This is a genomic window from Nocardia sp. CWNU-33 (genome assembly GCF_046764895.1).
GTDB lineage: Bacteria > Actinomycetota > Actinomycetes > Mycobacteriales > Mycobacteriaceae > Nocardia.
On the sequence record NZ_JBKOQN010000035.1, the window covers coordinates 42,747 to 56,605 of the forward strand.

At 67.5% G+C, this 13,859-nt stretch carries 11 protein-coding genes and 2 pseudogenes; 8 read left to right on the plus strand and 5 right to left on the minus strand.

The features are described 5' to 3' along the window. Positions 1-48: 48 nt before the first annotated feature. From ACLMAL_RS32475 to ACLMAL_RS32490, 4 genes and pseudogenes are all read left to right on the plus strand, one after another. Positions 49-236: pseudogene (locus ACLMAL_RS32475) on the plus strand (aldo/keto reductase); the annotation flags it as partial. Continuing rightward, on the plus strand, positions 189-620 hold the full coding sequence (locus ACLMAL_RS32480; RefSeq protein ID WP_412002579.1) for an aldo/keto reductase: 432 nt from the start codon (positions 189-191) through the stop codon (positions 618-620). The pseudogene ACLMAL_RS32475 and the gene ACLMAL_RS32480, both read left to right, overlap by 48 nt. Positions 621-736: 116 nt before the next feature. Then, a pseudogene (locus ACLMAL_RS32485) lies at positions 737-994 on the plus strand (MarR family transcriptional regulator); the annotation flags it as partial. 246 nt (positions 995-1,240) lie between these two features. Continuing rightward, positions 1,241-1,711, plus strand: a complete 471-nt coding sequence (locus ACLMAL_RS32490; RefSeq protein ID WP_412002580.1) for a nitroreductase family deazaflavin-dependent oxidoreductase — start codon at positions 1,241-1,243, stop codon at positions 1,709-1,711. 55 nt (positions 1,712-1,766) lie between these two features. Here the strand turns inward: ACLMAL_RS32490 and ACLMAL_RS32495 are convergent, their stop codons facing one another. After that, a complete protein-coding gene (locus tag ACLMAL_RS32495) occupies positions 1,767-2,633 on the minus strand; it encodes an LLM class flavin-dependent oxidoreductase (protein ID WP_412002556.1) in 867 nt (288 codons plus the stop codon). A gap of 275 nt (positions 2,634-2,908) precedes the next feature. Between ACLMAL_RS32495 and mshC the strand changes: the two genes are divergently transcribed. Continuing rightward, a complete protein-coding gene (mshC, locus tag ACLMAL_RS32500; RefSeq protein ID WP_412002557.1) occupies positions 2,909-4,147 on the plus strand; it encodes a cysteine--1-D-myo-inosityl 2-amino-2-deoxy-alpha-D-glucopyranoside ligase in 1,239 nt (412 codons plus the stop codon). A 227-nt stretch (positions 4,148-4,374) separates the two neighbouring features. Then, positions 4,375-5,475 carry an MBL fold metallo-hydrolase gene (locus ACLMAL_RS32505; RefSeq protein ID WP_412002558.1) on the plus strand — a complete coding sequence of 367 codons (1,101 nt, stop codon included), beginning with the start codon at positions 4,375-4,377 and terminating at the stop codon, positions 5,473-5,475. Positions 5,476-6,058: 583 nt separating this feature from the next. On the opposite strand, the gene fadD11 is transcribed toward ACLMAL_RS32505, so the two are convergent. The 3 genes from fadD11 to ACLMAL_RS32520 all read right to left on the minus strand — a co-directional run bounded on the left by fadD11 (position 6,059) and on the right by ACLMAL_RS32520 (position 10,310). Beyond that, positions 6,059-7,876 (minus strand): fatty acid--CoA ligase FadD11, encoded by a 1,818-nt coding sequence (gene fadD11, locus ACLMAL_RS32510; RefSeq protein WP_412002559.1) that lies wholly within the window; start codon positions 7,874-7,876, stop codon positions 6,059-6,061. Between the two features lie 83 nt (positions 7,877-7,959). Beyond that, positions 7,960-9,066, minus strand: coding sequence for a methyltransferase (locus ACLMAL_RS32515; protein WP_412002581.1), 1,107 nt, complete (start codon positions 9,064-9,066; stop codon positions 7,960-7,962). 359 nt (positions 9,067-9,425) lie between these two features. Then, the gene (locus tag ACLMAL_RS32520; RefSeq protein ID WP_412002560.1) at positions 9,426-10,310 is read right to left on the minus strand and encodes a LysR substrate-binding domain-containing protein; all 885 of its coding nucleotides are present in this window, start codon (positions 10,308-10,310) and stop codon (positions 9,426-9,428) included. 70 nt (positions 10,311-10,380) lie between these two features. On the opposite strand from ACLMAL_RS32520, the gene dapA reads away from it, so the two are divergent. Continuing rightward, positions 10,381-11,328, plus strand: coding sequence for a 4-hydroxy-tetrahydrodipicolinate synthase (dapA, locus tag ACLMAL_RS32525; protein WP_412002561.1), 948 nt, complete (start codon positions 10,381-10,383; stop codon positions 11,326-11,328). Between the two features lie 409 nt (positions 11,329-11,737). Here the strand turns inward: dapA and ACLMAL_RS32530 are convergent, their stop codons facing one another. Continuing rightward, the gene (locus tag ACLMAL_RS32530; RefSeq protein WP_412002562.1) at positions 11,738-12,913 is read right to left on the minus strand and encodes a lipase family protein; all 1,176 of its coding nucleotides are present in this window, start codon (positions 12,911-12,913) and stop codon (positions 11,738-11,740) included. 214 nt (positions 12,914-13,127) lie between these two features. Between ACLMAL_RS32530 and ACLMAL_RS32535 the strand changes: the two genes are divergently transcribed. After that, positions 13,128-13,850 (plus strand): dienelactone hydrolase family protein, encoded by a 723-nt coding sequence (locus tag ACLMAL_RS32535; protein WP_412002563.1) that lies wholly within the window; start codon positions 13,128-13,130, stop codon positions 13,848-13,850. Positions 13,851-13,859: the final 9 nt, after the last annotated feature.

Below are 13,859 nucleotides of genomic sequence, written 5' to 3' on the forward strand. Positions count from 1 at the left end.
CCTGGCAGGGCCTCCCTCCGGTGTCGCGTCGTGTACCAGCCTTGGCGCATGCGCTACCGACTGTTCGGCTCGACCGGCTTACGAATCTCTGAACTCGTCTTGGGCACAATGGGTTTCGATGACGCCGAGGAAAGTCGACGCATCATCGACGCTTATGCCGACGCGGGTGGCAATGTCCTGGACACCGCATCGGCCTACGGCGAAGGAGAGAGCCTGCTCGGTGCGGTGATCCAACGCCGCGACCGTTTCGCCCTCGGCACCAAGTACACGCGGGCGCGAACGGCCGCCGGGTCTCGGCGGCCGAACTCACTGCCTGCGACCGTGCCGCGGCCCAAGCCGTCGCGGAGGTCGCCGCCGAGTTGGGCGTGCGTCCCGCGCAGGTGGCGCTGGCTTGGCTTCGACACAAGTCGGCGGCGGTCGTGCCGATCATCAGCGTCAGCAGTGTCGCCCAGCTCTCCGACAATGTGGGCACGGCGCAGCTCACGCTGACCGACGACGCGGTGCGACGGCTGGAGGCCGCGGCCCCGTTCCAGCTCGGGTTCCCCGGAGATTTCATGGCCGAATGCGAGCCGCATCCCTTCGCATTCGGGGACAGGGTCGCGTCCATCGACGGGCGCTGATTGCGCTGTGGTCAGACGTTCGCACAGAGCCGGACATGTCGGCTCCTTCGATTTCGCACGCGGATTAGTTATGTGGATAATGTTATTCACATAACTAATCTGTCGAAGGGAACTCCATGGACTTCGAGCAAGCCGACGCTCTCAACCAGGCCATCCGCCTACTGAGCCTGCGCCACCGAGCCAGGGCTGCGGCGCTGCTGGCCCCACTCGGCCTGCACCCCGGGCAAGAGGCGCTCCTGCTCGAACTCACCCGGACGGGCCCGATGATTCAGGCGCAGCTCAGCGAGGCGCTCGGCTGCGAGCCACCCAGCGTCACGCTCATGGCCCGCAAGCTGGAATCCTCCGGCCACATCCGCCGCAAACCCGCTCCCTCCGACAAGCGCGCCAGCATCGTCGAACTCACAGACAGCGGCAAAGCGCTAGCCCACCAGGTCAAGCAGCTATGGTGCGCTCTGGCGGAAGAAACCGTGGCCGGCCTGCCCGCCGAGACAGTGGCAGAACTACCCGGCATCCTCCAGACCCTGACCGGCAACGTGGATGCCAGGCGCCCCCGCCACCCACATGGCCGCCGGCGCGGTCTAGTCGCGGAATCACGGCAGGCCGGGCACATTGATCAAGACATCGTGTCGACCGGTGATGACGAACCGAGGGCGCCGGGGTGGGTCCGCGAGCACGTAGAGCAGATCGCACGCACCGGCACGACCGACGGCGTCACGGTCAGTGGCCTGCCCACCGTGCTGATGACCTACCAGGGCGCCAAGACCGGCAAGCTTCGCAAGGCGCCGCTGATGCGTGTCGAACACGAGGGGTGCTACGCGGCTGTGGCGTCCAAGGGGGGCGCGCCGACCAACCCGCAGTGGTACGCCGGCCTGGTCGCCGAGCCGGTCATCGAGCTTCAGGACGGCGCGATGACCCTGGGGTACCGGGCGCGCGAGGTATTCGGGGACGAAAAGGCCCTCTGGTGGCGCCGGGCGGTGGACGCGTACCCGGACTACGCCGACTACCAGCGCAAGACCGATCGCCGGATCCCGGTCTTCGTGCTCGAACCAATCAGCGTGGGCACACCGGCCGGTGACGGCACCGGGGGCTAGTGCGGCGGGCTCCGGCACGGTCGAGGACGCATGTGGCTGTCACTGCCGCAACAGCTCAACCCAACAGCGGGCGCACTTTCTCGCCGACGAATCGAACGAACTCGACCGGGTTCGGGTCGTCGTCGGCGGGTTCGAACACGACGGTGTCCGCGCCTGCGGCCGCGTACCGGCGCACCGTGTCGGCGATGGAATCGGGGTCGCCGGCGATGCCCGCACCCTCTTGGAATCCGTTCTGCTCGGCCTTTGCCGCCAGACGACGGTCTGCGTCGGGTCCGGTGGCCGCGGCCAGGTACACGATCACCCGATGCGGTTCGGTTCGCCCGGCTTCGGCGCGTCCCTCATCGATCAGCGCCCGCGCCGCGCGCACACCGTCGGGAGCGGTGCGCGAGGTGAGGATGGTGCCATCGGCGAGCTCGCCGGACAGGCGCAGCGTCCGCGGGCCACTCGCGGCGGCCAGCATCGGTGCAGGCACAGTCGGCGGCCAATCCAGCGCGACCTCGTCCAGCTGCACATAGCGCCCGGCGGTGGTGACGGTTCGACCGGAAAGCAATCCGCGCAACGCGCCGAGCTGTTCACGTAGCAAGGTCATCGGTGATTCGACGCCGGCACCGACCTGCGCCATCCATTCCTGCACACCGTGCCCGAATCCCGGCAGGAACCGCCCGGGGTGCAGCCGCAGCAACGAAGCGACCTCCATGGCGGTCAGTGCGACATTGCGCAACGGCACCGGCATCACCCCGATCCCGACGCGCACCCGCTCGGTCCGCGCCAGCACCGTCGCGGCCGCCGCGACACCACCGCCCCAGAAGCAGTCCTCCCACAACCAGAGTTCGTCCAGCCCGCTCTCTTCCGCGGCATTGCCGACTGCGGCAAGATGTTCCGGAGGAATCCGGGGGAGCGCTACGGCACCGAGAACAGTCATCCGGCCACGGTATCCCCGAGCACCGACAGATGCGCTGGATCCGGCCCGCAACCATCGGGCCGCGCGGCCCTATCGGTGACTGCGAGATCGCGATTCGCCCGGTTCGCCGACATCGCAATTCGACACCGCATCGCATCGAACCAGCGAGACCGTAAATGTTGACATCCGCCGGTCACGACATTTGCGCAGGTCGAAACCCGCCATAAGGGTGTGCTACGTCGCTAATCAGGCGGGGCGAAGGCCGATGATCTCGACCACACCTTTACCCTCGAATCATGCAGTCCTGGTCCGATACCGCTCTTCCCACCATCCCCGGCGCAGGGCCACCGTTGCGGTTGTTCGACACCGCCGACCGACAGGTCCGGCCGGTCACCCCCGGCCCCACCGCCACCATGTACGTCTGTGGGATCACCCCTTACGACGCCACCCACCTCGGGCACGCGGCCACCTACCTCACCTTCGACCTGGTGAACCGGTTGTGGCGGGACGCGGGCCACACCGTGCACTACGTGCAGAACGTGACCGATGTCGACGACCCGCTGTTCGAGCGCGCCGCCCGCGACGGCTTGGACTGGCGTGCGCTGGGCACCCGCGAGATCGAGTTGTTCCGTGCGGACATGTCCGCGCTGCGGATCGTGCCGCCACGCGACTACATCGGCGCCATCGAGTCCGTCGACGAGGTCGTGGAACTGGTGCAGAAACTGCTGGCCTCGGGTGCGGCGTATGTCGTCGACGATGCCGAATTCCCCGACATCTACTTCCGCGCCGACGCCACCGAGCAGTTCGGCTACGAATCCGGCTACGACCGCGCCACCATGGAGCGACTGTTCGCCGAGCGCGGCGGCGACCCCGACCGACCGGGCAAGCGTGACACCATCGACGCACTGCTGTGGCGCGCCGCGCGCCCTGATGAACCGTCCTGGCCCGCTCCCTTCGGCGCGGGTCGTCCCGGCTGGCACATCGAGTGCGCAGCGATCGCGCTCAACCGCGTCGGACCCGAGTTCGACGTCCAGGGCGGCGGCAGCGACCTCATCTACCCCCACCACGAGTATTCCGCCGCGCACGCCGAAGCCCTCATTGCAGGCCGCCGCTTTGCCCGCCACTACGTGCACGCCGGTCTGATCGGCCTCGACGGCGAGAAGATGTCCAAGTCCAAGGGCAACCTCGTCCTGGTATCCAAGCTGCGCCGCGCGGGCACCGACCCTGCCGCGATCCGCCTCGGCCTGCTCGCCGGTCACTACCGCCAGGATCGCATGTGGACCGACACCGTCCTCGCGGAGGCCACCCAGCGCGTGGACCGGTGGCGGCGCGCGACGTCGCTGGCCGCAGGCCCCACCGCCGAGGACACCATCGCCCGCCTGCGCCAGCACCTCGCCGATGATCTTGATACCCCGAAAGCCTTGGCTGCCGTGGACAACTGGGCCGACCAGGCCCTCGGTTACGGCGGCGCGGACCGCGACGCCCCGGCCCTCGTCGCGACCGCGGTCGATGCGTTGCTGGGCGTGCGGCTCTAAAGCCTCGTGCCACCCGCCCGTTTTCTGACGAGTGGTAACAGCTAGTGCGCAGTGGTGGTCTGCCTCTCGCCGTCGACCGGCCCACCACCGCCCGAATCCGGCACTGCGACCTGGTTCGGTGTTGTCCACGCATGTCGGCGGCGGCAGGCTGCTCGGTGAGCAGGGCGGCGGGCGCTCAGCCAGTGGTCTGCCTTGCCGGCGCTGCGATTCCGTGATCTGGTACACACGTGTGCAACATTCATCCGCGCGTTCTGATCGGTCGGCACACCGCGCTCGGTGGCGCCTTCGATGCCCTCGCGCAGATCGCGGCCGGTCGTTTGGAAGCATCCACCGAGCCGGACGGCGAACGAACGGTCGTGGCGCGCAGGCGTTTCTTCGGCGCCGACATCATCGACGCGCAAACCGCAGCGGTGCGCGCCGACCGGGTGGTGTTGTCGTGGGTGGGATGCACAACTTTCGCGCTGGCAATCGGCGGATCGGTGTTCCTGCTCGACGCGTGGGTTCCTCGGTTCACCAGTTCGGGGTATGTGCCCGCCACTGCGCAGGACCTGGCCGACCTGCGCCCCGAGGCGATCTTCATCGGGCACGGACATTTCGATCACGCGGGTGACGCGGGCCGGATCGCGCAGGCTTGCGGCGCGGTCGTACACGGCACCGCCGAGCACTGTGCCGCTATTCGCGCGCAAGTGTCGGACCCGTCGTTCCCGACCTCCGAGCTCGGCGACGCCGAGACCCTGATCGGTGCACGTCACGAATTCACTGTCGGCGACGTTGCGGTGACTGCCGTCCGTCACCTGCATTCGGCCCCGACCGCCCCGGACCGCAGCGATCCGGCGTCACCGTTCTTCCCGGCGCCGGATATACGCCCGATCATGCGGCACCCACCGTCGCTCGCAGGCGTCCTGCAGAACCTGCCGCGACTGCGCGATCCCGAAGGCGGTGTCCTGCTCTACCAGTTCCGGGTTCCCGGATTCACACTCACCTGGCACGACTCAGCGGGCCCGCTGAGCGAGAAAGCCCCGCACGTGTTCGACGTTCTGGCCGGCCTTGCCCCCACCGACGTCCAGATCGGTGCCGTCCAGGGCTACAACCAGATCACCAACGGCCTACGGGACCCCCGCCGCTACATCGAATCCCTCGGCCCGAACCTCTTCGTCCCCAGCCACCACGACAACTGGCTCCCCGGTTTCACCAGCCCCGCCGCCCGCTACGACACCCCACTGCGCACGGAACTGGCCCGCCTCACCCCCGCATGGCGCCCGGAATTGCGCACCATGCACGACCCGGCCGACTACCTCAGCCCGCAGCGACTGACCTTCTCGCTGTAGACCTTTCCCACCCCGACCGAATCGGTGCTGCCGAGCAGGACATGACTGCGGCAATCACCGAGAGGGCAACAGCTCGATGTTGTCGACATGCGTCCCGACCTAGGATTTCCCGTGTGAGTAGCCGAGACAAAGTGCACGAATTCGAAGTTTTGGCTGATCACACGCAGTTCTGCACCTTCTCTTTGCGGTAGAACTGTGGCCGTTGGACGAGCCCACCGAACTACGAGTGATCGAACAGGGCCCGTAGACCTCCAGCCTGACAACGCGAGGCCGCATATGCTGCCAACCCTCTGCATCCCCGGCCGGCAATAGACGTTGTCCATACCCAGGTCCGTAGCGTCTCAGTCGGCCAGTAACAATCCGCCCGCTGGATGCGTGGGCCGGGTGCAGGCGGATAGTGATCCTGCTCGCAGCTGCGCGCCCGCGAAACCACCCACACACCACCGCGCCTGTTCACAGTGGCACCGAGGTGATCCGAGGGATCACTGAACATGATGCAGCACAGGGTGTTTCATAGTCGAGAGGCTCTCGCGACCGCGCTCGAGCGGGTAGACCTGCTGCTGGTCGGCGACCACCAAACCCGCTATCCCGCAGACAGTTCCACCGACTCGGCAGGCTCGTGCACCGTCGCCTCGGGCTCGGCGGCATAGAGCTGCTCGATGGCCGCCGCGTATTTCGTGGCGATCGGCTTGCGGCGCAACTTCATCGTCAGGGTGACCTCGTCGCCGCCGGGTTCCCAGAACGTTGGCAGGATGGTGAAGCGTTTGATCTGTTCGACGCGCGACAGCTGCGCGTTGCCTGCGGCGACGCCGCGCGCAATCTCGGCGATCACGCCGGGATCGGCGGCGAGTGTGGCGGGGGAGGCGTCGGGCAGTCCGTGCTGCGCGGCATACGGTTGGGCGGATTCGGCGTCCAGCACGATCAGTGCAGTGTTGAACGGTCGCGCGTCGCCGATGGTGGCGAGCGCACCGACCAGTGGCGCGGCGGCTTTGATCGCGTTCTCGATGTTGGCCGGGGACATGTTCTTTCCCGCGGAGTTGATGATCAGTTCCTTCTTACGGTCCACCACCCGCAGGTATCCGTCGGCGTCGATGGTGAGGATGTCACCGGTGTGCAGCCAGCCCTCGGCGTCGATGGCTTCCGTGGTCTTCTCCGGCTCCTTGCGATAACGACGCATCACCAGGGGACCGCGGATCAGGAATTCGCCGTCCTCAGCGATAGTGGACTCCATGCCGGGCAGCAACCGACCGACCGTGCCCAGGCGCGCCTGCGCCGGCGGGCTGGCGCTGGCCACGCACGTCAGCTCGGACATGCCCCAGATCTCGGAGATGGGGATGCCGAGGCCTGCGAAGAACCCGAGGGTCTCCGGCGGGATCGGCGCCGCACCCGAAATCGCCCACTTCACCTGGTCCAGACCGAGTTTCGCGCGCAGCTTCGACAGCACCGCTGCATCGGCCTTCGCCCATTCCGCCGCCAGCTCCGCCTCGACCGGTCGTCCGTCCAGCTGTGCGGCCGCCTTGCGCGCTGCCACCTTCAGTGCCCACTGCAAAGCGGCGCGGGTGGCGTCGTCGGGTTCGTTGGCGACCGAGAATTCGACCGCGGCCTTGAGCTTTTCCCACACTCGCGGCACCGCACCCCAGATTGTCGGATGTACGTCCAATAATGCGGCGGGCAGCAACGCCCGGTCCGGCACGACGGTGATCTGGGTTCCGAAGTACTCCTGCAAATACAGCGCGGTCATCCGGTCGGCCATGTGTGCGCTGGGCAGGAAGGAGGTTTGGCGGTCGCCGAATTCGACCGGCAGCACCGCGTTGAAGGCGTGCGCCTCGGCATGCAGGTTCGCGTGGGTGATCTCGACGCCCTTGGGGTTTCCGGTGGTACCAGAGGTGTAGACCAATGTCGCGACGTCCTGAGGCTGCACGGCTTGCCAAGTCGCTTCGAAGTCGAAATCGGTGCGGCCCTTGGCTTTGAGTTCGGCGACGCTGATGGTTCCCGCATGCTCTGCATCGACGCACACGATGGTCTCGATCGGCACCCCGCACGACCGCACCCGGTCGACGTACTGTTCCTCGCAGATCACCACCCGGTTCTCGGCATTGGTGAACACATAGCTCAACTGCTCGGGAGCCAGGGTGTTGTACACCGAGAACGATGTCGCGCCGGTGTGCTGGGCGCCCACTTCCAGCGGATAGAACTCGACCCGGTTGGCCATCATCAGCGCGACGGTGTCGCCACGGCCGATCCCGAGGGCGTTGAGCCCGGCGGCGATGTGCCTGACCTGATCGGCGTATTCACGCCAGGTCAGGCTCTGTCCGCCTCCGATGGAGCGAACCGCGACCGCCTCGGGGTCGATCGCGGCGATGCGCTGGAACGCAGCACACGTAGTGTTCGGTTGATTCATCCCACAATCTCAATCACGTCGCCCGGCTTTGCTGTTCACGACGTTAGGGTGCGAGCCGAGCGGCGTGGGACGTTTCGCACTATTTAGCTGCTCAGACGCCACAGCGAGGTGATCTCCGCCACGCGAGCGGTATGCAGGGGATCGGTGGGCTCCAGCGGCCGGGTGTGGCGCGGCCGGGTGTCGAGGCGGTCGAGGACCCGCAGGCCCGCCGCGGCGATGGCGTCGGTCAGGTCGTTGCGGGTCCTCAGTCCGAGGTGCTCGGCCAGGTCCGACAGGATCAGCCAGCCTTCGCCGCCGGGCGCCAGATGGGCGGTGAGCCCGTCGAGAAATCCGTGCAGCATGGCGCTGTCGGGATCGTAGACCCCCTGTTCGACGGCGGCGGTGGGCCGCGCCGGCAGCCACGGCGGGTTGCACACGATCAGGTCGGCACGACCGTGCGGGAACAGGTCGGGCCCGATCACCTCGACACGACCGGCGAGCTCGAGCCGGTCGATGTTGTCGCGAGCGCAGACCAGTGCGCGCGGGTTGATGTCGGTGGCCACGACCCGCCCGATGCCGCGACGGGCCAGCACCGCTGCCAGCACCCCGGTTCCGGTGCCGAGGTCGAACGCGGTGCGGTCACCGCCGCCCGACAGTGGCGCCCGCGCAACGAGATCGACGTATTCGCCACGGACGGGAGAGAAAACCCCGTAGTGCGGGTGGATGCGCGCACCCAGCGCAGGCACCTCCACGCCTTTGGCCCGCCACTGCTGCGCACCGATGGCGCCGAGCAACTCGGTGAACGCAACGACCATCGGTTCGCCGGGCGACCCATAGGTTTCGGCGCACACCCGCCGCAGATCGGGCGCTCGACGCAACTCGAGGGTGTGGTCTGCGGACAGCTCGACGACCAGTTTCCCCAGCACCCGCGCGCGGTGGCCGCGGGCCCTGCGGTACAGGTGAAACGATTCCGCAACGCTGTCGCCCCGTGGCAGCGTGATGCGGTCGATGCGGCGACGCAGTGCCTGCAACAACTGGCGCGCTTGCTGAAAATCGCCCCGCCACAACAGCGCGGTGCCTTCACACGCCAGCCGGTAGGCGGTGTCGGCGCGCAAGGTGTCGTCGGCGACGACGACATGTCGCGGCATCGGTGCTGCGCTCTCGGAATGCCAGCGCGCGCTGCGGTCGGTGTCGGCTTCGGTCCAGTGCATGGTGGGCACGGGGGTGCTCCTCGTGATCGAACGTGCATGGGCACGGAGAGCACTTCGACCAGGAGGGAGAACAGCCGGTGTCGGACCCGGGAGGCGGGGTCGGAACGGGGAGGGCTAGCGGTCCTGCGTCGAAGCGCGAGCGAAGGAGTCGCCGAGGACCATGCCGAGCGTCACGAGAAGCCCTTCCACTGAGATACCCCACAAGACTCCCACACCGCGCGGGGTGTCGGAGGTCGGGGTCCGGGACAAGAGCCGGCAGCGGCTGCCGGCGTCGCGATCGATGAGCGGCAGGGCCGCTGCTGGAGGCCTGAAATGCCGTGGCGCCGGGGCGGGTTCGGCGAGGATCGCCCTGCCCGAGCTCAGGCAGACACTGTCGCGTTCATGGCGCAGGTGAAGGCGACGATAGCCGGATGGCGGTCAGCGCCTACGCGGAAGGCGATTCTGGTATGGCGTGCGATCGGGAGTTCGGTGAGGATCACTTCGGCCGGCGGGTGAGCGGCACTCAGTTCGGGAACCAGTGCGACGCCCTGTCCGGCGGCGACAAAGGCCAGCGCCGTGGCGAATTCGTCGATCTGGTGGCGAATGTGCGGGAGAAAGCCCGCAGCTCGGCAGGCGCGGATGGTCATGGTGTGGCAGCGGGTGCCGGTGGTGGCCACGATCCACGGCTCGTCACGGCAGGTGGCGAGCATCCCGCCGGGAGTGGCGGCGCGGGGCGTGGTCGAGGCGAGGAACATTGTCTCGCGGTAGAGGGGCTGGGTGCGAACTCCGGTTTCGGGTGGGAACGGCACCAGGTCGTAGTCGTGCACGAGTGCCACATCCAGCTCGCCGGCGCGCAGCGCGTCCGAAACCAGCGCTGGATCGAGCTCTGCCACCTGGGGTTCGAGGCCGGGATGGTCCGCGGCCAGCGTGTTCAGGGCCGCGGGGATGAAAGCCTGTGTGGCGGAAGGGAAAGCGCCGATCCGCAGTGGACCGGTCAGCCCCGCCTCAGTGTTGGCCAGATCGGCTTCGGCCTCTTCGAGCCGGGCCAGCACGGCTTCGGTGTGCCCGACGAGGGTGTGACCGGCCGGGGTGAGGGTCACCCGTCGACCTGTGCGCTGCAATAACGCCACGCCCGCTTCCCGCTCCAGCGCGCTCAGTTGCTGTGAGACCGCGGAGGGTGTGAAGGCCATGGCTTCGGCGACGGCCGCGATCGTCCCACGCCGCGCCAGTTCCCGCAGCAGTCGCAGGCGTCGAACATCGAGCATCAGCTGAGCTTACGCTCGAAGCCACAAATGCGAACTAGACCTGCGGTTATCCGCCGGACAAGCTGGACGTATGGCTCAGCACGAACCTCTGCAGGGGATATTCGTCCCGCTCGTCACCCCTTTCACCGCCATGGGAGAAGTCGCGGTGGAGGCCCTGGAATCCTTGGCTCACCGTGTCCTCGACGAGGGCGCGACCGGACTGGTCGCGCTCGGCACCACCGGCGAACCCGCCACCCTCGACGCCGACGAAAAGCACACTGTCCTTGCGGTGTGCGCCGAGGTCTGCCGCACCCGCAACGCACCACTGATCCTCGGTACCGGCGACAACAACACCCGCGCCAGCACCGCCGCGCTCGAGGCTCTCGAATCCCATCCCGAAATCACCGCGGCCCTGGTCCCGGTGCCCTACTACACGCGCCCGTCGGAAGCCGGTGTCCGCGCACACTTCACCCAGCTCGCGGCGGCCAGCCCGATCCCCGTGATCATCTACCACATCCCTTACCGCACAGCCCGATCCGTCAGCGCCGACACTCTGCGCGAATTGGGGCGCCTGCCCGGCATCGTCGCGGTGAAATACGCGACCGGTGGCATCGACGTCGATACCGTCGACCTACTCGGCGAGCTGCCCGAAGACTTCGCCGTCCTCGCAGGCGACGACCAGTTCCTGTTCCCCTTGATCGCCCTCGGCGCCACCGGCGGCATCCTCGCCTCCGCACAACTGACCACCGCACCCTTCGTCGCCCTGATCTCCACCTGGCGCAATGGAAACCATGCCCAAGCCCGCGCACTGGGAGCCGCACTGGCGAAAATGTCCGCCGCCGCCTTCGGCGAACCCAACCCGACGGTGATCAAGGCGGTCCTGCACGCCCAGGGCCGAATCCCCACTCCCGATGTCCGCCTGCCCCTGCTCCCTGCCGGACCGGACTCGCTCGCCCAGGTCATGCAACATCTCGCAGCCATTGCCGACATACCGATCCCCGATCGCGACCCGGTAGTCACGTCATCGAGTGGCGCGTGACCGGGTGCGCCACCAGCATGTTGGCACGACCATGTGCCACTCACCGCGGGGCCCGGGCCGGCGGGCGTGGTCAGGAAGCTGGATAAGAGCGCGCGTGTCATACAGTTTGCCGTCGAGGTGGATAGCGATCGACACACCGAGGAGCACGCTCCGAAGAACGCGCGGGCCAGCTGGTGCTTACCGAACCGCAGCGCTTCAGCCCGCAACGCTACCGACCCTTCGCACGCACCCTGCTCAACCAGCTGACGCCACCGCCGGCATGACAGTGCCCGCACCACCGCACCAGCTGAAACAGCTCAGTCCGCAGACTCATACACCGCCCGAACACCCGCCCCCGCATGACTATTCGCGTCGATCCGGTCACCCATCACTCCGCCCCCACCACGACATCCACCGAGGTGCGACCCCGCTACCGGCCCATCCAGGTGTCGATCCGTTCCAGGGCACCAGGAGTGAAGGCGCAGGTGATGTGATCGCACGGAAGCACCGTGAGCGACACGTCGGCCCCCGCGTTCTGCCAGGTCTGCTGCAGCGCCCGTGCGCCCGCGACCGGGATCCACGCGTCCAGCAGGCCGTGCCACAGGTAGATCGGCATGGTCGGTGTCGCGCCACCGGCTTTCGTCTCGCGGTAGACGCGGCGCACGAGATCGGTGTCGTAGGGGTCGACCTCCGTCAGCGAGCGCAACGGCACCGGCGCGACACCGAGCACCGCGGCACTCGTGCAGAGGTTCTTGTTCTGCTGCGCAGTCGACACGCCGACATCGTTGAGCAGGTCGAAGGCGCCGGGTGTCACGCGGGCCACGCCGAGTGCCGCCATCAGGTACAGCACCGAGGCCGGCGGTTTGCCGTCCATGGTCTTGCGCAGCAAGCTCAGATCCGCGGGCGTGCCACCCGCCGCGGCCCCCAGCATTCTCAGCTCGGGTGCGTAGGTGGGCTGCATTTGCGCGGCCCACACCGTCGCAATCGCGCCACCGCTGTAGCCGATCATCGCGGTCGGACTGCCCGCCAGCCCAGCGGACGGGAAGGCGAGCGCGGCACGGAGCCCGTCGAGCACCTCCCGGCCCTGAGTGGGTCCGTGTGCGTAGGCCATCCGGGGGCCTTGATAGTCGGTCATCACGACTGCGTAACCGCTCGACAGCAATTGGCGGGTGATATCGGGCGTCTCGATGGACACCGCATGGGTCAGTTGATAGGACGGGTTACATTTCAGGCCGACACTGTCGATCGCGTAGTTGTTGCCGACAACCCTGCCGTTCCACGCCTTCGGTTTCATGATCGTGGTCAACGTGGCGATCGCCGCACCGTCGGCGGCGGTCGTCTTGAACCACACCTGCCACGCGTCGAAGCTCGAAGTCAAGGCCAGCGGCGGCAGGATCCGCACCGAGCGGCTCGACAGGATCGCCCCGTTGGGTAATCCGTCGGTGGCGAAATGCTGATCGAGATAGGCGTCACCGGTGGGGTCGGGGTCGAAACTCGACGCGTCGACAGAAGATTGGGCCGCGACAAGGGTCGATGTCGTGAACACGGTGAAGGCCAAAGCAATTGCGACGAAAATCGCGCGCCATGGCGGCCGGAGTTTGACCACGTTGCCTTTCCGTCGAAAGCTGCACCACCGGAGCTCCGCCCACCGCGCAAGGCTTGCTGCGCGCTGTCGATCGGGTACCGCTCCGGACTCCTTCCGCGCAGACGTTAGCCGACCGAAGTGCGAAGTTCGGTGATTTCGATGGTCGTGTGCGATCGGAGATATTTGCCGACGCGGTGCTGTACACGTCTGAGACAGTGTCCTAGATTCGCTAGGCATGAAGACCATCGAGCTCGACGCGCCCGACGGCACCATCGAGGCGATCCTGGCCCGCCCCACCGGCGCGGGGCCGTGGCCGGGCATTGTGGTGCTGCACGACGGAGTGGGTTTCAGCGCCGATCTGCGCAGCAATGTCGAGATGCTGGCCGACTACGGCTACCTCACGATCGCCCCGAATCTGTTCTCTCGCGGCCGAGTTCGCTGCATTCGCTCGGTCTTCCGCGCACTGTTGGTCACCGGCGACGGCCCGCCGGTGCGCGACATCCTCGCCGCGCGTGACCGCCTGCTGGTCGACGCCGACTGCACACGCAAAATCGCGGTCGTCGGCTTCTGCATGGGCGGTGGTTTCGCGTTGCTCACCGCTCCCCGGGGATTCGACGCGGCGGCGCCGTTCTATCCGGGCCTCTACGGCGACTATCACGCCCGGCTGGAGGGCGCGTGCCCGGTGGTGGCCAGCTACGCGGCACTCGACCCGTCACTGATCGGCGCACCCGCCGAACTCGACCGCGCACTGACCGAACTCGGCGTCGAACACGACATCAAGTCCTACCCCGGCACCACGCACGGCTTTGCCAATGTTCTCCTGGTCGAGCCACTGTTGCGCGTCACCGGCCTCGGCTACGACGAGGACGCCACCCGCGACGCCTGGCACCGCATCTTCGCCTTCTTCGACCGCCACCTCACCGCCGAAACCCCTGCCACCCAACCGGACCCGAACTAGCACCGAAGC

Bases quoted from the DNA above. Each gene is read 5' to 3' on its own strand.
- ACLMAL_RS32495 (WP_412002556.1), bottom strand. From the start codon at position 2,633: ATGACTGTTCTCGGTGCCGTAGCGCTCCCCCGGATTCCTCCGGAACAT.
- ACLMAL_RS32515 (WP_412002581.1), bottom strand. From the start codon at position 9,066: ATGCACTGGACCGAAGCCGACACCGACCGCAGCGCGCGCTGGCATTCC.
- dapA (WP_412002561.1), top strand. From the start codon at position 10,381: ATGGCTCAGCACGAACCTCTGCAGGGGATATTCGTCCCGCTCGTCACC.
- mshC (WP_412002557.1), top strand. From the start codon at position 2,909: ATGCAGTCCTGGTCCGATACCGCTCTTCCCACCATCCCCGGCGCAGGG.
- ACLMAL_RS32520 (WP_412002560.1), bottom strand. From the start codon at position 10,310: ATGCTCGATGTTCGACGCCTGCGACTGCTGCGGGAACTGGCGCGGCGT.
- fadD11 (WP_412002559.1), bottom strand. From the start codon at position 7,876: ATGAATCAACCGAACACTACGTGTGCTGCGTTCCAGCGCATCGCCGCG.
- ACLMAL_RS32535 (WP_412002563.1), top strand. From the start codon at position 13,128: ATGAAGACCATCGAGCTCGACGCGCCCGACGGCACCATCGAGGCGATC.